Origin of the sequence: Mycobacterium sp. (assembly GCF_044370595.1) — a bacterium.
Taxonomy (GTDB): Bacteria; Actinomycetota; Actinomycetes; order Mycobacteriales; family Mycobacteriaceae; genus Mycobacterium.
This window is the reverse complement of record NZ_JBILVF010000067.1, coordinates 1-17469: the sequence shown is the minus strand read 5'-3', so window position 1 is coordinate 17469 and position 17469 is coordinate 1. Positions and strand designations below refer to the sequence as shown.

The window sequence follows — 17469 nt, the reverse complement described above, 5'->3', positions numbered from 1 at the left end:
CGCCGCTGAGACCGTCACCGCCACGGGCACCCTTGCCGCCGCTGCCGGCCTGGGCGCCGTCACCACCGGCACCGACCGTGCCGTCGCTCGCCCCGGCACCACCGGCGAGGCCCTTGGCGCCGCCCTTGCCGCCCTTGCCGCCATCACCGCCGGCGCCACCGGCACCGCCCGCCGTCGCCGGGGTGTCCGGGGAGCCGTTGACCGCATCGCTGCCGCGGAATCCATTGCCGCCGTTGGCGCCGGCGCCGCCGGTACCTCCGGCGCCGCCGTTGCCGCCGTTGCCGTTGCCGCCCGCGGTTCCCTTGGGGGCGCTGCCGCCGGTGCCGCCGCGGCCGCCCGCACCGCCCTCGCCGGCGTCGCCGCCCGCGCCACCGGCCTGACCGGGTTGACCGTTGTCGATCGCGTCTAAGCCGAATTCGCCGTCGCCGCCGTCGCCGCCGCGGCCGCCGGAGCCGGCATTGCCGCCAGCGCCTCCGTTGCCGGCCAGAGCGCCCGCCTTGCCGCCGGCCCCGCCATCACCGCCCGCGCCGCCGGCAAATCCGGCGGTTCCCGGGTCCCCGAAAGACACCGCATCGACACCCGGCGCACCGGCGGCGCCGTTACCGCCCTTGCCGCCCTTGCCGCCGTTGCCCACCGCGCCGCCGTCACCGCCGACACCGCCGTTGCCGCCGCGGATACCCGGTCCGATCAGCGCATCCGCCGCGGAGTTGTAGCCGTCACCACCGGCGCCGCCGTTGCCGCCGGACGTCGCGGCCGCACCACCGGCACCCTTGGCGCCCGCCGTGCCCGTCGCACCACCGGCGAGGCCAGCCGCACCACCGGTACCGGCCACACCCGGATCACCGCCGGCCCCGCCGGCCCCGCCGTCGAGGGTGGTGGCGTCCCCGGCCGCACCGGCCCCGCCGTTACCGCCCACCCCGGCGGCCCCGCCGGCCCCGCCGTCGCCGCCATCGCCATCAATGCCCTTGGTTCCGGTGCCACCACCGGCAGCCCCACCGGCACCGCCGGTACCGCCCGCGCCGCCGTTGCCACCACGGGTTCCCGCACCACCATTGGTGCCCGCCGCGCCCGCGGTGGCGCCATCAGTACCGTTAGGCCCGGCCACGCCATTGCGGCCCGCCCCACCGTTGCCGGCATCCCCGCCAGCACCGCCATTACCGTCGACACCCGCCGCACCGGCCTTGCCGTTCGTCGATCCGGTACCCCCCTTGCCCGCGGTTCCCGCCGCGCCACCGGCCCCGCCGGCTCCACCATTCCCGCCGGCCTGACCGTCGGGGCTGTCCACAGTGGCCCCTGCCGCACCGTCGGCACCGTCACCGCCACGACCGCCCGCAGCACCATTACCGGCGTCCCCGCCGGCGCCGCCGGTACCTGAGGTGGCCCCGCCCTTACCGCCGGCACCGCCGTTACCCCCGACACCGCCCTGGCCGCCATTGGTGCCCGACGCGCCCGCCGCGGTGCCCGAGACCCCGGCCGTCCCGGCCGCGCCGTTACCGCCCTTGCCGCCGGCGCCGCCGTTGCCGACCGCGCCGCCATCACCGCCGGCGCCGCCGTTACCGCCACGCTCACCAGCCAGGAGGGCCGAGAAGCCGGCCCCGCCCTTACCGCCGTTACCCCCGGTTGTGGCGGTGGCACCACCGGTCCCGTCAGCGCCGGCCTGCCCGCCGGCACCTTGACCGGCCGCCCCGCCCTTACCGGCGGAGCCGCCGGTACCTGGGCTAGCGCCGTTGCCGCCGCGGCCGCCGTCGCGGTTGAGCAGATTGCCGTCCGCGCCGTTGCCGCCGTTGCCGGAGGCTCCACCGGCCCCGCCGTTGCCGCCGGCACCGCCGTCGCCGGCGTCGGCCTGGGCGCGCACGAACAACCCGTAGCGGCCGTAACCGGCCTCCCCGCCGGCCCCGCCGGCCCCACCGGCCGCCCCGGCCCCACCGGAGGTGCCGTTCTGCCCGCCGCCGGGACCGTTGCCGTAGTCGATGACGAAGCTTTCGTCGCCGTTCAATCCGTTGCTCCCGACGGTGCCGCCACCGCCATTGCCGCCGCGCCCACCCAAGCCGCCGGCCCCACCGTTGCCCAGGAGCACGCTGCCCTGCCCACCGGCGCCGCCCTTACCGCCGTCGCCGCCCTTGGCACCCAGACCGCCGTCGGCGCCCAACCCGCCGGCCCCACCGGCGCCGGTGCCGTTGTCCTCCGACGGGGAGGTGCCGTCCTGGGTGAACGGGATGATCCAGGAATTCGCCCCGCCGTTGCCGCCGGCACCACCGTTACCGCCGGCCACCCCGACGACCGGGGCGGCGGTGCTGTCGCCACCCACGCCGCCGTTGCCGCCCGAACCCCACAACGACAACAAGCCGACCCCACCGCCGTTGCCGCCGGCACCACCGTTACCGCCGGCACCGACCGCGTCGCCGCCGTCGCCGCCGTTGCCGCCGCCATCGAAGAACAGCGCACCCTGCCCGCCGTTGCCGCCCCGGCCGCCGGCGGTGAAACCATCACCGCCGTCACCGCCGCGCCCGCCGTCCCCAGCCGGGGACAACAGACCGGTCGTGCCGCCAGCACCGCCGGCGCCGCCGACCCCGCCCGTGTTGACTGCCGATCCCCCGGCACCGCCGAACCCCGCATTGTTGACCGGGGAGAACAACCCGGTGTCCCCGCCGCGGCCGCCGGCACCGCCGACCCCGTCCTCACCGGTGGCCGCACCACCGGCACCACCGGTACCGGCGAAGCTCAAACCCGGCGGGAAGAACGCGATCGAGAACGCCCCGCTGTTACCGCCGGCCCCACCATTGCCGCCCATACCCGCCCGGGCGCTCGCGGTTCCACCGGTACCCCCGTCCCCGCCACGGCCGACCAACCCGCCCCCGGTGCCCCCGGCCCCGCCGGCCCCGCCGGCGCTGACACCCGCACCGCCGTTACCACCGGCCCCGCCGTTGCCGAACACCCCGAGCAGTCCGGCGTTGCCGCCGCCCCCACCCGCGCTGCCCGGGCCACTGACCGAGGACGCACCGGTGCCACCGGCACCGCCGTTGCCCCACAACAGACCGCCGTTACCGCCGTTACCACCCCGACCGCCGCTGACCCCGGCCACCCCGCGGCCGCCGGCCCCGCCGTCACCGAACAGCCCCGCCGACCCGCCCTTACCGCCATTGAAACCATTGCCCCCGGAGCCGAACAACGCACCAGCCTGCCCGCCGTTGCACGCACCGGTGGTGCACGCCCCCTCATAGCTGGTGTAGCTGTAGCCATTACCGATCAACAGGCCCGCGTTCGGATTGGCCGCGGTGCCATCCCCGATGAAAATCCGGATGAAATCGGCGAACGGATCCGCCGTCGACGACGCCTTCGGGGAACTCACCACCGAACCCAGCGTCGGCGTCGCCGGCTCACCGGTCGTGGTCGCCGCGGACTTGGGGGCGCTGAGCTTGGCGGCGAACTCCCGGCGGGTGAACGCCGCCGCGGTCCACATCAACGGCGCCGCCGCCGGGGCATCACCGCCGCCGGACCCCAGCCACTCCAACAAATTGCCGCCCAACCCCGACACCGAGCCCCGAACCGCCGCAGGGGGCGCGGTCATCACCGGAGCCGACGCCGCCACCGGCGCACTCAACCGGGCCGACGACACCGGATCGGCGGCGCTGTCCACGTCGGGCAGCGTCGCGGCCGCAGGCACCGCAGGCACCGCAGCCACCGGCGCCGCAGCCGCGGGACGAGGGGTGCCGAGAACACTCTGCGCTGGCGCATCGTCGAATGCCGATTCATCAGCGGGGGCAGCAGCGGGGGCTGTAACAGACTCCGCAGCCCCGCCTGAAAACGTGTGAGTGCCTCCAGCAGCGCTTGATTCCCTTTCATCACCAACTGGACCGGACGCCGGCGCGGGGACGGTGCGTGACCCGCGCTGCTTGGCAGGCGGCTCCTCGACCTCCGCCTCGATATCCCGCACGACCTGCTCATCGCCCGGCGTGTTCTCGGACCCCCCACCACGGCGAGGGGTGGCGACCTCGCCGGATCGGCCGCGGGCGGCACCGGAATCAGACGGTCGGGTCCCCGGTGTCGGACCGCTGGCGTCGCGAGAAGACCCGGTCGATCCCCCCGACCCGGTGTTGTCGGCGTAACTCACCGGAGCCGACACGACAGCCGCACCGATACCCAGGGCCAGGGCGAGCGCTCCAACCCGACCCACATGGTGGGTGTAGCCGGGCGATCGCAGGGCCGGCTGGCCGAATTGGATCTCACGCACTCGCTGTTCACCCACGACTGTTTCTCCGCCCATAATCAACACCCGTTGCCAGTCCTTGCCGCCGCAACGAGTCAGAAACTAACAGAAAATGTCCGGCTTTACAGACACCCAGGCGGCGCGTCGTTTCCGCGCGGCACATGGCCGACACACTCGGACAGCCGGCGGGTCGGACAACACTCCGGAACAGTTCGACCCACACACGACGACCCGTGCTCAACTCCCCGGGAACCGACCGACGGTCGCCGACGACTAGTAGTTGCAAGCACTAGTCGTGGAGGGCCGTATGGTCACAGTCGAGCGTGAACCCGTCGATCGCGAGGAACGCCGCGGCCAGTCCGCGATACTTCGCCGGATCTGGCGGCTGCACTTCTGGGTCGGACTGTTCGCAGCGCCGACGCTGGTGCTGCTGGCCTGCACGGGCCTGATCATCCTGTACACCCAGCCCCTGGATCTCCTGCTGCACCGCGATCTGAAGGTCGTCAGTCCGGCGAGTGCGACGGTGTCACTCGATGACCAGGTAGCCACCGCCCAACAGCAGGTCGGGCCGTCGATGGTGCTGGACGCGGTCACCCCCGGAGCATCCCCGGATCGCTCCACCCAGATTGACTTCCTGCCTGCCGAGCAGCCCGAGGTTGGCGAGCGCAACGTCACGCAGGTCTTCATCAATCCCTACAGCGGCGACTATCTGGGCCAGCGCCACGAACTGGACGGACTTGTGGGTTGGGCCAACCAACTGCACCGGCTGTTCGGCAACGACGGCCCGACGCTGAACCTGCCCGCCCTGGGTCATTTCATCGCGCCGTCGGCCTACCCCGAGCCATCCGTACGGGTGGGCGTTGGCGGCCTCGTCATCGAGATGACCGCCGTGTGGGTCCTTGTGCTCGCCGCCAGCGGCATCTACCTGTGGTGGCCGCGGGCCGTCGAGCGGGGCAAGCCGCGCCTTGGCATCCGGTGGAACAAAGGCGGCCGCATCCGCTGGCGGGATCTGCACGCCACCACCGGCATTCTGTTCTCGGTGGTGCTGATCTGCTACATCGTCTCCGGGCTGACCTGGTCTCGCTACTGGGGAGAGAACTGGCGTGCGGTGACGTCCACCGTCACCCCCGCCACCGCGATCGACGCCCCGTCCACACCCGCCAAGGTCGGCGACTTCGACCGACTCGGCCGTCGGATCGCCTGGGCCGACAAGGAGGATCCGGTCTACGCCTCGGGCGGTGCGGGCGCCCTGTCAAAGCCGTTGGGTTTCAACGACATCAACCAGATCGCCAAGACGGAGAGCATGGTGGCGGGCTACTCGATCGTGCCGCCGTCGGACACCACTGTCGACGGGGAGACGACCTACGGCAGCTACGCCGTCGTCAACCACTGGCCGCAGAAGCTGTCCGAACAGCGAACGCTCTACCTCGACCAGTTCACCGGAGCGACGGTCGCCAACGCCACCGCCGACCAGGACGGCGCGTTGTCGCGGATCACCAGTTGGAGCGTGAACATGCATATGGGCACCCAGTACGGCATCCTCACGCGAATCCTGGCCACCGCCTTCTGCCTGGGGTTGCTGACCAGCATCGCCTCCGCGACCATGATGTGGTGGAAACGCCGGCCCACCGGCACCGCGGGCCTGCCCGGACGCACCAGCGACACGATGAAGTCGCAGACCCCGCGCGGCGCCGTCATCGCCATCGGCGTCACGGCCACCGCGTTGGCGGTGATCTACCCGTCCTTCGGTGTGACATTGCTTGTGGTGCTCGTCGCCGAGTCGGTCATCGCGTCGCGGCAGGCGCGCCACAAGTCCGCGGATGCCATCTGAACCAAAGTGGGCTTTGCCCTTCATAATCAATTGTCCGCCCGCACCCTGGCCCCCGCGAAGCGCGCCATCGGCGCGCGCGCAAGGAACCATTACCCGGTACCGGCGAGTTTGTCCTTCGTCCCGGGGAAAGACTCGCCAACTTCGGATCGGCACCGGATAAGCGGACAAAACGGATTTTCCTGCACCCTGCGCAACAAGTCCTGCTAGCTTTCTGCCACCGAAATCGCCACCAGACCCACACGAGCACGCACAACAGTAGGCGGCGCCCCCCTCCTAACCGCCCACTGCCCCAACCACCCCGGGCGTCCACAGTCGTCCGGGGTGGCTACACCGCATATGGGTCATTTGCACTCGGATTCCGCTGCCCCACAGAACTTTTCACAAGTCACACGGATTTCCGGCGTGTTTCGATGCACCACCGGTTGGTATCGGACTAGCGTGTCAGCTCTCACTGTCGAATTCCCAAGCAAGGTGGAAAGACATGTCATTTCGTCTGGGTCTCAGGGTCAGCGCCGCGGGCGTTCTGATGGGTTTGTCGTTGGCCGGTCCGCAGGCATTGGGCACGGCCAATGCCGACGACACCGACTCCGGCTCCGGCACGAGATCGGCATCGGCCGGTGCGTCGGATTCTCCTGCCAGGAACACCGCCCCGCATCGCGGTGTCCGGAAGGCGCCGGCCGCCGTTTCCTCGATTGCGGAGGGCGATTCCGTTGCCCCGGCCGCCGCAGTTCCCGCATCGCGGGGTACCCGCGCCCCCCGAGTCGCGGCGCCGGGCCTCGACCCGAGTGAACCGATCACGGTTCCCGACAGTGCCCTGACCCAGACGGCACCGCCCGCAGCCGCCGTCACCCCGGCTGCGGCGGTCCCGCAGACGGCCGCCGCCAACGACAACAACCCGGTCCCAACAGCGTCGGTGACGGCCGCTTCGCCGTCGGACCCTTCGCCCTCGGCCAAGGCGCAGCTGGGCGATAGCGCGATCACGACCAACCCGACCATCGCCTGGGACGCCGGCGTGCTGATGGGCAACGTCGGTGCGACCTGCGCCAAGTGCGGCGACCAGCCGCTGGTGTACACGGTGATCAAGGCTCCCGACAACGGCGGCAAGGTCAACATCAACATCGGTCCCGATGCCACTCAGACGAAGACGGGCCAGTTCGCCTACCTCCCTGATACGAAGACGCTGACCACGAGTGCCACCACCGAGGGCTTCTCGATCATGGTCAACTCCACGACGGCGTTCTCCCGCTTCGTCACGGGAATCCCGCTGGTGGGGTCCCTGATGGCCCCGATCTTCCAACTGCTCTACCGCACCCCGATCGTTGGCGACCTACTGGCGCCGATCATCGGCTACTCGACCATCGCGGAGTTCGACCCGAACGCGAAAACCCTTGCAGCAGGGCGTCCCACCGCCTTCACGACGATGATGCCGTCGTTCGACGGCACCTTGATCAGCGTCAACTACTTCCCGGCGGTCAACGTCGCCACCGGCGCGGTCACCAAGGCGCCGACCGTCCTGAACGGCGCCTACCTCGGCAACCCGGGCAACACCAACCCCAACAGCGTCTACGCCGAAGGCGGCAACCTCAAAGGCCTCTCGGTGCCCGGCGTGAAGGTGCTGCGCACCGACTCCACCGTGCCGGCTGGCGGAAGCTATTCCGGCGGCGGCGGATACAACGTCGTCACCTGGGACCCCCGCGGTGAGTTCGCCTCCGGCGGCGTCGTCAACTGGGACAAGCCGCTGATCGAGGGCCGCGACGCCTCCACCATCATCAGTTGGCTGACCACCGCCGCCAACCCCGCCAAGGATCAGGTCGCCACCACCGGAGGCAACGCCGTCGTTGGCATGGTGGGTGGTTCGTACGGCGGCGCGGTGCAACTGGGCGTGGCCGGCACCGACCCGCGGGTCAAGGCGATCGTTCCGGGCATCACCTGGAACTCGTTGCTGGATTCGTTCTACCCCAGCGGTTCCTACCTCACCTCCTACGGTCTGGGCCTGTTCGCGTCGTTGATCGGTATCGGTGCCAAGCTCAACAGCCAGATCGTCTCCAGCACTCTCACCGGTTCGCTGTTCGGTTACCTCTCCAGCAGCGACCAGGCGTTCTACGCCACCAGTGGGCCTACCGTGCTCGTCGACACGATCACCGCCCCGACACTGCTGATCCAGGGCACCGTCGACATCCTGTTCCCGCTTCAGCAGGCCGTCACCTCCGCGACGACCCTGGCGGGCAACGGAGTGCCGGCCAAGATGATCTGGTTCTGCGGCGGGCACGGCGAGTGCATCGACCCGGAGAATCCAGCGCAAGGGCCCAACAACATCACCGACGCGATGAAGTGGCTGGACACCTACGTCGCCGAGACCACCACCGCGGCGAAGGACATTCCGACGTTCCAGTGGTACGACCAGCGCGGCCGACTGTTCAGCTCCGCGTTGCTTCCGTCGGCCCCGAACTTCAACTCCGGTTCGGTCAAGGCCTCCGGCGACGGCGGCCTACTGCCTGTGGTGCCGCTCATCGGCGGGTCCGGCGGCCCGCAGCAAGGCATCTCGCTGATCTCGTCGCTCGCCGTCGGGTCCAAGGCGGCCAACGCGGTCAATCTGACGTTCGCCGTCCCCGACGGCGTTCAGGTCGCCGGGGCGCCCACCGTCAGCATCACTTACAACGGTCTGGGCACCGGCCGGTTCCTCTACGGCCAACTAGTCGATGACGAGACCGGGCGGGTGCTGGGCAACCTGACCACCCCGATACCGGTCACCCTTGACGGCAAGGACCACACCGTCACGATGCCGCTGGCCGACATCGCCTACACCGCCAAGGGAGCCAAGGCGTCTCTGACTCTGCAGATCATCAGTTCCTCCACGCAGTATCAGAGTTTCACCTCCTTCGGGCTGGCCAACGTGTCGAAACTGTCCGTCGAACTGCCGACAATCAACCCCGCCAACGTCAATCCCTGACTAGCGGGCCGTGACGATCGCTGAACCTGCAGCTACCGGGAGTGGGGGCGAAGCACCAGGGATGGATGGCCGTCGCGGATCGGGTGGCCGGAGGCGGCTAGCGCAGCGCTTCTGGGCAGCTAGCCTGACGCAATGGTGAACTCGCAGGTTTCGCGCTCCTGGCTCCTCGTTAACCCCTCCCGGGAGCCTGATCTTGACGCAGTGCTGATGCATACCAAGTCCGACGAAGTGATCCTGGACCTGGAAGACGCCGTTGCCCCCAACGAGAAGGAGGCAGCCCGCGACCGAGTCGTAGACTTCCTGAACACCGGCGCTCGGGCATGGGTACGTATCAACGACGCCTCAAGCGAGTTCTGGTCCGCGGACTGTCGGGCTCTGGCTGATTGCCGCGGTATGAAGGGTGTGGTGCTGGCCAAGACTGAAGGCGGCAATCACATGTGGGACACCGCAAACCGGCTTGGCGGTGATGCGCCAGTCATCGCACTGATCGAGACAGCGCGCGGATTGTCCCGTGCCCAGGACATCGCGGCCGCACGACCGTGCTTTCGAATCGCGTTCGGAGTCAACGACTACACATTGGACATTGGCGTGGAGCAGGATCCGTTGGCCCTGGCCTTCAGCCGTTCCCAGCTCGTCGTAGCCTCGCGCGCGGCGCACATACCGGGTCCGATCGACGGCCCGACCCGTGACCCTGACCAACTAGCCGAGGGCGTGGCGCTGACCCGGCGGATGGGTATGACGGGCAAGCTCGCGCTGCGTTCGTCTGACGCCGAGACCATTAACATTGGGCTGAGCCCATCTGATTCGGATATCAGTTGGGCGCAAGAGTTCGTTGATCAGTTCAACAGCGGTGGCGGAAAGCCCAAGGACGGCAGCGACTTACCGCGATTGAACCGCGCCAGGACCATTCTGGAGAAGGCCCGGCAACTCCGACTGATATCGAGTTGAAGGCGAGATCGCTGACACGCGTTCGCGTCCCGCGACAGCAATGAGGACCTCCCCGAACGCGAAGAGCGAATCGGCACGCTTCGGTAGCTGTCACCGGTCACGAGACGCCGGGCGTGGCCTGGCAACTCGGAAAGGTGCTGCACAGACGCTCCTGTTGCGGCACCCCGGGCGTGTCGGGGGTGAGCGGGAGGATCGGGGGCATGACCAAACCCATTCGACGACGATGGGACGACCGTCTTCGTCATCACCGCCGCTGAGGCGGATCTACAGGTTGGGGTACCTCTCGGCGGACTCGCCGCGCGAACCGCCGGTGCCGGCCTTCATCGCCGTGCCGTCGACGGTCGTGGCGCAACCCCTGAGCACAGTGCACTGAGCGCGGCCGCGCTCGCGGTCAGCCGGCGCCGGATCGGCTAGATCATTTAGCGTTCACGATGGACTGGCGGGTCAGTTCCTTGGCGACGTCGCAGGCCGGCGGGTAGGGCTTTTCGGCAAAGCTGACCGACCACTCGATGAAGTCGTCGTCGAACTGGATCCCGATCTCGCAGAGACTCTCACCGAGCAACGGGTCGTCGTTGACCGCGATGAAACCGCTTCGGCCCTCGATGGTGATGTCCTCCACGCTGGTCCGGGAGAGTTCCTGGGTCTTGCGCTCCCGTCCGATCGGGCTGCCGCGGAACCAGTTGAACGAGAAGTGCGGCCCGAGGATGCCGCCGGCGGCCAGCCATTGGCAGCCGACGGGGTTCACCGCCGTTCTGACCAGTCCGGTGATCCGGGTCTGCTGGGCCATGGTTTCGTCGCTGATTCCGCCGCACTCGGGGAATGTCGGCCCGTGCTGGCCCTCTTTGGCCACCGGGGCGCCGGACTCCTGCGACTGGGATTGCGGCTGATCGGGATCGGCGGAATCGGAGCACGCCGACAGCGTGCTGATCACCGCAACGGCGGCCACACCGGCCACGACTGTGCGCATCACGTTCATATGGAACTGCTCGCTGTCACAGCATGCACTGTAGCGTCAGACGTCGGCCAGGCTTGTTTGTCGCCACCCATCCCAGCGTCTGCCGAGTTGGCGCGCGCCGGCCGGCAGATCGGAGTTGTACGGCGCGATCAGGACGGCGCGGTCGCCGATGATCTCCACGCGGGCCGTGGTCGTCATCCCAGTTTTCGGGGCTTGCTGGCCCCCCTTTTCGTTCGGGTAGATAGTGGCGCCGCGGTCGAGGTCCTTGATCAACGCCGGCCAGTCGCGGTAGTCGGGAAAGCGGGAACAGGTCAGGCATCAACCGAAGACGAAGTGGCAAGAATCAGCCGAAGTAATACACCTCTGTCGTGGGGCGGGCGGGGCTCGAACCCGCGACCAGCGGAGTGACGGACAGGAGTCTTATCATTACATTTCCCGATATCCGGAGTGCTGCAACCGATTTCGGTCGTTTCCCAGCAGTATTCGATGACTGAACGATGAGTGGTCAGACCGCTTTTTTCGAGGGTCGCCGGCTCGCGCAAGTCGCAGATCATGCGGATCTCCGCGATCACGTTCGCCATCCTCGGCGCCACGATGAACGAGTCGAACGTTTCGGCCGGCACGCCGAACACAGCGGCCAGAACCAATGCGCTAGCCGCGACGCGCACCGGGACGTTATACGCGAAACAGGCAGGCGGCCGAAGGGCAAGTCATTCAATTCACCACTTCGATCTTGGCGCCAACCGCCTGGTAGGTGCCGGTGGCTCGGGCGTCGCGGGCTAGGACGCAGCTGTGGTGCGAGGCCGCCATCCCAGGCCGGGTTGGCACTGCCGCGCTCCAGTCAAGGCGCTGGCATCCGGTGGTCAGCCGGTACAGCTGGACCAGATGCGGCCCGGCGACGTGATCAGTCTTTTTCCCGACGCGTCGCACGTGGGTATCTATGTGGGCGGTGGCAGGATGGTGCACGCCCAGTTCGAAGGCCAGCCGGTGATCGTCGCGTCGTTGTACCGCGCCCCGATCCACAACGTCCGCCGCTATAGATAGCGCGGCTCCCGAGCAGCCTTCGGTGAACATCCCGGGTTCCAGCATTCCGCCGAAGCTAATTGATCGACCCTTGACGTATAGGTCAAATTAACCCGGCGTTCACATCATTCGCCATCGGAACTGGCGGTACTGCGATGGCTGCATGGATAGCTGTGGCCGATCCCGATCAACATGTCCAGCATCTTTCGCCGCTCCACCGCCGCGGCCCGCAGACTGCTCTGCACGCGAAGCACCTGCGGCTCCCGGCCAGCCGACATGTATCGCGCCATCTCGGTGCGAAGCTTGGTCACTTTCTCGTCGAGGGCAGCGATCACCAGCTGCAGTTCGTCGCAGAATGCGTCGCCTTGAGCACGATCTGCCTCGCTGGGAGGTACCACATTTCCCCTGTCTGAACACGTTGCGAACGACAAAGTCAGCGAAACGTATCGACAGGGGGTTAACGGCAGCACGATTTCAGCTGACCGCCAAGGGGGCAGTCACGGTCCCGCAGGTTACGGCGGGCATGGACTCGATCGCGGCGTGTTCGGTGTCGGCCGTGCCCTATTCACCCGAAGTTCCCCGGTCATTCAGCCCCAGGCAGCAGACCCGCTGCAAACTGGCGCGATGTCTCACCGTCGCGCTGCATCCGGGGAAATCCCCGACACTGGGGTTCCGTCCGACCTGGCGGGACGGATGTCCATGGCCGAGCAATTCGACTGGCACTGCGGCTATCTGCGCAGCCGCCCGGTCTCCCGGCGGAACTTCCTGCGCGGCTCAGCCGCGGCGGCCGCTGTCTCCGCCCTCGGCGTCGCTCCGTTCGGCCGCCGCGCCTACGCCCAGGGCGCTCCGCTGGCGGTGGGGAACCGCCGGGTCGGGTTCGGCGCGGAAGCTTCGAGCCAACTGCGACTCGCAGCCCAGCTGTCGTCGAACCCGCACGGCACTCGTATCTTTCTGGACCATGGCCCGACCCCTGCTCTTGGGGCGACCCTGCAGGCCGAGGTCCGAAACCTGATCACCCAGATCCCCGACGGTGACGGCGGAGTGCTGGCGGCCGAACAGTTCTACGTCCACGCCCCGTTGGACGGACTGCCCGGGCGGGCGCCGCACTTCTACCGGTGGCGCACCTCCGATGGCGCCTTCCTCGGTGACGTCGCATCGGCGTGGACCGCGATGCCGAGCACCCGCGCGTCCATGGGCTGGTTCCGATTCACCATGATGGGAGACCAGGGAACCGACGAGACTCCCCCACTTCCGCCGGGACTGGCCCCCGGTGTCTACGACAACCGTTACTACAAGCCCGACAACGACCCCTCAGCCGACCACGCCGGCAACGTGCTCAACCAGATAGTGCTGTCCAGGCCGGATTTCCATGTGCTCGCCGGAGACATCGCCTACGCCGATCCCAGCGGGATGGGCAAGCCGGGCAAGTTCATCCGCGCGGGAGAGCCCCCAGTCGGGTTCGACAAGTTCAATCCGTTCGTCTGGGATGTGTACCTCGCGTCCATCGAGGCCAGCACCGCGATGACGCCCTGGATGTTCGCGACCGGTAACCACGACATGGAGGCCGCCTACCCGGCGCACGGCTATGGCGGCCATCTCGCAAGGCTGGACTTCCCGGGTAACGGGCCGGCCAACTGTCCATCGGTCTACTCGTTCACCTACGGCAACGTCGCCGTACTCTCGCTCGACGCCAACGACGTCAGTGACGAGATCACCACGAACACAGGCTATTCCGGCGGCACCCAGACCCGTTGGGTGGATGCGACACTGGCCGCGCATCGCGCCAACCCCGAAATCGACTTCATCGTCTGCTTCTTCCATCACTGCGCGTACTCCACCGTCGAGGCCCACGCCAGCGACGGCGGCGTGCGAGCCGCCTGGGTCGATCTGTTCGACCGCCACCAGGTCGACCTGGTACTGCAGGCGCACAATCACGCGTTCGAGCGCTCGGACCCGATTCGCGGTGGCACTCCGACAAGGGTCGCAGCAGACAATTCGGTCGTTTATCCAGTGACCGACGGCACCGTCTACTACACCGTCGGCTCGGGAGGTCGGCCCCGCTACGCCTTTCAAGCGGGGGAACGTGAGAGCTACCGGGGGAACGAAGTCGCCGACACGTTCGTACCGAACAGCTACGTCTGGACACCGGATGGCACTAAACAAGCCGAAGAGGTCTCGTGGTCCCGGGTGCGCTTCCGAAACTACGCATTCCTGCGCATTGACGTCAGGCCTGGAACCCTGGTCAGCGAGATGGACGCCACCGCCGTTGATGAATATGGCCGGGAATTCGACAGAGTCACCTTCCGCAGGCAGGTGCTCGCCTAACTACGCCGCATCGGTCACCGCAGCGCCGAAGTGTCCAAACGCGTCGATACCTACGCCACCGCCCTGTTCCACACCACGACCGCGGACGCCCACGACTAGTGGGGCGTCCGAATCCGACTGTTCATCTCGTCGTCTCCGTTTCTTCTCCACGAGACCGTCCCGTGCGCTGCCGGGACAGCTAACGTCGCAGCCGCAAAATAGAGGAGGACGTGGCTGATGTTCGAGACCCTGGACACCCCCCAGTTGGCGCGGTTGCGGCGCAAGGTCACGGTGCTCTCCGGGGGCGGAACGTTCCTCGACGGGTTCGATCTGGTGATCATCGCGGTGGCGTTGCCGGTGCTGAAGGACTACTTCCCGGGCATGGGTCCCGGAATCATCGCCCTGATCGCTGCCTCGGCCATCTTCGGGGCGCTGATCGGGGCGACGCTGGGCGGCCGACTGACCGACAAGTACGGGCGCAAGGCGATGTACCTTCTTGATCTGGCCTGCTTCGTGGCCTTCGCCATCGGCGCGGCGCTGGCCTGGGATCCCTGGTCGCTGATCGCCTTTCGGTTCCTGCTGGGCCTGGGTATCGGCGCTGATTATCCGATCTCGGCCACCCTGGTGGCCGAGTTCAGTTCGTCGAAGGGGCGCGGCGCGCACAGCGGAAGCCTGGGCGCGATGTGGTTCGTCGGGGCGCTGGCGGCTTACGTCACCGGCATCCTGCTCGAACCGCTGGGTCCCAACTCCTGGCGGTACATGTTCCTGGTCGGAGCGGTCTTCGCCATCATCGTGTTGATCCTGCGTCGCACATTGCCGGAGTCACCGCGTTGGCTGGCCTCGGTCGGTCGCGAGGAGGACGCCCAGAAGATCATGCGGGAACTCACCGGACACAACGTCGAGATCCCCACCGGCAGGATCAAGCGCCAGCCGATCAGCGCCCTGTTCAACGAAAAGTACCGGCGCATCACCATTTTCGTCACCGGTTTCTGGACCTGCTACGCGATCGCCTACTACGGCATCACCATCTACACCCCGACCATCCTCGATGAGTTCAACGAGGACGGCTCTCGTTCTGTTGCCTACCTCGGCGCCGGCGTGGTGGCGTTGGTCGGCCTGATCGGGGCCTTCATCGGACTCAATCTGGCCGACCGGTGGGGGCGCCGGCCGCTGATCATCACCTCGTTCAGCGGGCTGGCGGCGGCGCTGCTGATCCTCACTTTGTCGCCCGCGCCCGGTCTGGGATTCCTGGTGGCGCTGTTCAGCGTGGCGGTGCTGTTCGCCAATATGGGTGGCGGCATCTTGAACTTCGTCTACCCGACTGAGTTGTACCCCACCGGAATCCGGGCGACCGGGATGGGTTTTGCCACCAGCGTCAGCCGGATCGGATCGCTCCTGGGTGTGCTGGTGTTCCCCGGCATGATCGCGGCCTGGGGTCAGCAGGTGGCACTGGGCTTCTTCTTCGCAGTCGCGGTGCTGGCCCTGGTCATCTGTCTGATACTGGCACCGGAGACCAACGGTCGCACCCTGGAGGAACTGTCCCGCGAGGGTGACTATGAAGGAGAGCTTTCCCACCCATGAGCATCCCGGGCACCATCTGGCTGAGCATGTGGGGTGCCGGGGAGCACCCCTCGGAGACGGACTTCGCAGCGGTGCGTGACTGCGGGGTCATCCATGGCGTCGAAATCTGGACCGAGCATCCCCATGCCGAGTGGGAGGTCCAAAGAGCCGCCGAGTGCGGCCTACAGGTCGGAATTCACCTGCCGTTCCACGACCTCAACCCGGTCTCCGACGACCCGGTGGTGGCTGAGCGCGCACTGCAGCGCAACCGCGAGTGGCTGCGCCACCTGTCCCGGTTCGGAGGCGTCCACGCCGTGCTGCACGGCGGCTACGCCGCCAGCGCCGCGGACCGCGACGCCAAGGTGCCCCGGCTTGTCGAATTCACCGCGCAACTGCACGCCGAGGCCCGCGAACTCGGCATAGAACTGTTGCTGGAGAATCTGATTCCCGACAAATTGGGCTACAGCCACATCATGGCGTCCAACCTCGCGGAGTGGGCGCAACTGGTCGCCGACGCCGGGTGCGGGGCGGTGTTGGACACCGGCCACTCGGCCGCCACCGGGATCTCGCTGCACGACGTCTTCGACACGCTCGGGTCATCGGTGCGTGCAATTCATCTGTCGGACAACGACACGACCAGCGATCTGCACCTGTTGCCCGGAGATGGAGACGACGTGACCGCAGGCCTGGCCGCCATCCTGTCCGACATCGGCTACGACGGGGTGATCACCTACGAGATCAGCCCGCTGCACTACTCGCTCGATCACATCATCGCCCACATCACCGCTGAAGCGGGCCGGTGACCCGTGCGGCCTCTCAGTGAATTCGACGCCACCGACGTGGCTGCTGTCTTCACCGACATCGACGACACCCTGACCTGGCAGGGCGCGCTGGTTCCCGAGGCCTACGCGGGGATCGTCAGCTTGGTCGAGGCCGGAGTGACCGTCGGGCTGGCCACCGGGCGTGCCGGGGGCTTCGCCGAGGTGCTCTCACTGTTGTGGCCGGTGGCCTTCGCCGTCTCGGAAAACGGTGGCTACGCGGTGTTGCGGGGCGGTCAGGCCCGCTACTGGGATTCGCCCGAGGAACGCGACGCCGCCGCGCCCAGGCTGGCGGCTCTTGTCGCGGCGGTCGCCGAGGAACTACCCCATGTGGCCCTTGCCGGGGATGCGCCGTTGCGTCGGGTGGACGTCGCGTGGGATTTGCACGAGCATGCGAATGTCAGCCCGGCGGACACCGAGAGGCTGGCCGCTCTGTGCCGCCGGCACGGCGCCAGGGTGCTGACCTCGAGCATCCACCTTCATGCCTTCTACGGCGATCACGACAAGGGTGCGATGCTGCTGCGCCTGGCCGGTGAGCAACTCGGCCTGAGCTCCGAGCAGGCCCGCAGCCGGTGTGTCTTCATCGGTGACTCGCCCAACGATCAGGCGGGTTTCAGCACATTCCACCGATCCGTCGGTGTGGCCAACGTCGCCCTGCACACCGATCGGCTCGACCCGGCACCGGCCTTCATCGCGTCGAAGCAGGGCGGATTCGGCTTCGCCGAAATCGCCGAACGGGTGCTCCAGTCGCGGTAGGGGTGCCGGCGGGGCCTAGGGCGACTTCGCGGCTTGCTCATGACGCTTTCCCTGAACGCGCCAATCGCCGGAAGCTGTCTGGGGCGCGTATCCGTACACGGGGATCCCGAGTTCCAG

13 protein-coding genes are annotated in these 17469 nt (G+C 68.0%); 7 read left to right on the top strand and 6 right to left on the bottom strand.

Going from position 1 to position 17469, the window contains the following annotated elements:
- Window positions 1-4246: hypothetical protein (locus ADBZ5N_RS10730; RefSeq protein ID WP_526257474.1), on the bottom strand; the 4246-nt coding region annotated here is incomplete at its 3' end.
- A 268-nt stretch (window positions 4247-4514) separates the two neighbouring features.
- Between ADBZ5N_RS10730 and ADBZ5N_RS10725 the strand changes: the two genes are divergently transcribed.
- From ADBZ5N_RS10725 to ADBZ5N_RS10715, 3 genes are all read left to right on the top strand, one after another.
- Window positions 4515-6038, top strand: coding sequence for a PepSY domain-containing protein (locus ADBZ5N_RS10725; protein ID WP_526257473.1), 1524 nt, complete (start codon window positions 4515-4517; stop codon window positions 6036-6038).
- Between the two features lie 481 nt (window positions 6039-6519).
- Window positions 6520-8988 carry a CocE/NonD family hydrolase gene (locus ADBZ5N_RS10720; RefSeq protein ID WP_526257472.1) on the top strand — a complete coding sequence of 823 codons (2469 nt, stop codon included), beginning with the start codon at window positions 6520-6522 and terminating at the stop codon, window positions 8986-8988.
- Window positions 8989-9120: 132 nt separating this feature from the next.
- Window positions 9121-9936 carry an HpcH/HpaI aldolase/citrate lyase family protein gene (locus ADBZ5N_RS10715; RefSeq protein WP_526257471.1) on the top strand — a complete coding sequence of 272 codons (816 nt, stop codon included), beginning with the start codon at window positions 9121-9123 and terminating at the stop codon, window positions 9934-9936.
- 415 nt (window positions 9937-10351) lie between these two features.
- On the opposite strand, the gene ADBZ5N_RS10710 is transcribed toward ADBZ5N_RS10715, so the two are convergent.
- From ADBZ5N_RS10710 to ADBZ5N_RS10690, 5 genes are all read right to left on the bottom strand, one after another.
- On the bottom strand, window positions 10352-10912 hold the full coding sequence (locus ADBZ5N_RS10710; RefSeq protein ID WP_526257470.1) for a DUF3558 family protein: 561 nt from the start codon (window positions 10910-10912) through the stop codon (window positions 10352-10354).
- A gap of 36 nt (window positions 10913-10948) precedes the next feature.
- The gene (locus ADBZ5N_RS10705) at window positions 10949-11089 is read right to left on the bottom strand and encodes a hypothetical protein (protein ID WP_526257469.1); all 141 of its coding nucleotides are present in this window, start codon (window positions 11087-11089) and stop codon (window positions 10949-10951) included.
- Window positions 11090-11202: 113 nt separating this feature from the next.
- Window positions 11203-11559 (bottom strand): hypothetical protein, encoded by a 357-nt coding sequence (locus ADBZ5N_RS10700; RefSeq protein ID WP_526257468.1) that lies wholly within the window; start codon window positions 11557-11559, stop codon window positions 11203-11205.
- A 46-nt stretch (window positions 11560-11605) separates the two neighbouring features.
- Window positions 11606-11980 (bottom strand): hypothetical protein, encoded by a 375-nt coding sequence (locus tag ADBZ5N_RS10695; RefSeq protein WP_526257467.1) that lies wholly within the window; start codon window positions 11978-11980, stop codon window positions 11606-11608.
- 59 nt (window positions 11981-12039) lie between these two features.
- Window positions 12040-12312, bottom strand: a complete 273-nt coding sequence (locus ADBZ5N_RS10690; protein ID WP_526257466.1) for a hypothetical protein — start codon at window positions 12310-12312, stop codon at window positions 12040-12042.
- Window positions 12313-12538: 226 nt separating this feature from the next.
- Here ADBZ5N_RS10690 and ADBZ5N_RS10685 point away from each other — a divergent pair, with 226 nt between their 5' ends.
- From ADBZ5N_RS10685 to ADBZ5N_RS10670, 4 genes are all read left to right on the top strand, one after another.
- A complete protein-coding gene (locus ADBZ5N_RS10685) occupies window positions 12539-14239 on the top strand; it encodes a metallophosphoesterase (protein ID WP_526257465.1) in 1701 nt (566 codons plus the stop codon).
- Window positions 14240-14455: 216 nt separating this feature from the next.
- Window positions 14456-15799 (top strand): MFS transporter, encoded by a 1344-nt coding sequence (locus ADBZ5N_RS10680; protein ID WP_526257464.1) that lies wholly within the window; start codon window positions 14456-14458, stop codon window positions 15797-15799.
- The gene (locus tag ADBZ5N_RS10675; RefSeq protein ID WP_526257463.1) at window positions 15796-16581 is read left to right on the top strand and encodes a sugar phosphate isomerase/epimerase family protein; all 786 of its coding nucleotides are present in this window, start codon (window positions 15796-15798) and stop codon (window positions 16579-16581) included. Before ADBZ5N_RS10680 ends, ADBZ5N_RS10675 begins: the two co-directional genes overlap by 4 nt.
- 3 nt (window positions 16582-16584) lie before the next feature.
- Window positions 16585-17352: an HAD family hydrolase gene (locus tag ADBZ5N_RS10670; protein WP_526257462.1), complete on the top strand. Its 768-nt coding sequence runs from the start codon at window positions 16585-16587 to the stop codon at window positions 17350-17352.
- The last annotated feature ends 117 nt before the right edge of the window (window positions 17353-17469 follow it).

What these genes read in the sequence shown, in the direction of transcription:
- ADBZ5N_RS10685 (WP_526257465.1), top strand. Translation starts at nt 12,539, where the DNA reads ATGTCTCACCGTCGCGCTGCATCCGGGGAAATCCCCGACACTGGGGTT.
- ADBZ5N_RS10695 (WP_526257467.1), bottom strand. Translation starts at nt 11,980, where the DNA reads ATGCTGGAACCCGGGATGTTCACCGAAGGCTGCTCGGGAGCCGCGCTA.
- ADBZ5N_RS10680 (WP_526257464.1), top strand. Translation starts at nt 14,456, where the DNA reads ATGTTCGAGACCCTGGACACCCCCCAGTTGGCGCGGTTGCGGCGCAAG.
- ADBZ5N_RS10725 (WP_526257473.1), top strand. Translation starts at nt 4,515, where the DNA reads ATGGTCACAGTCGAGCGTGAACCCGTCGATCGCGAGGAACGCCGCGGC.
- ADBZ5N_RS10720 (WP_526257472.1), top strand. Translation starts at nt 6,520, where the DNA reads ATGTCATTTCGTCTGGGTCTCAGGGTCAGCGCCGCGGGCGTTCTGATG.
- ADBZ5N_RS10675 (WP_526257463.1), top strand. Translation starts at nt 15,796, where the DNA reads ATGAGCATCCCGGGCACCATCTGGCTGAGCATGTGGGGTGCCGGGGAG.
- ADBZ5N_RS10715 (WP_526257471.1), top strand. Translation starts at nt 9,121, where the DNA reads ATGGTGAACTCGCAGGTTTCGCGCTCCTGGCTCCTCGTTAACCCCTCC.
- ADBZ5N_RS10705 (WP_526257469.1), bottom strand. Translation starts at nt 11,089, where the DNA reads ATGACGACCACGGCCCGCGTGGAGATCATCGGCGACCGCGCCGTCCTG.
- ADBZ5N_RS10710 (WP_526257470.1), bottom strand. Translation starts at nt 10,912, where the DNA reads ATGAACGTGATGCGCACAGTCGTGGCCGGTGTGGCCGCCGTTGCGGTG.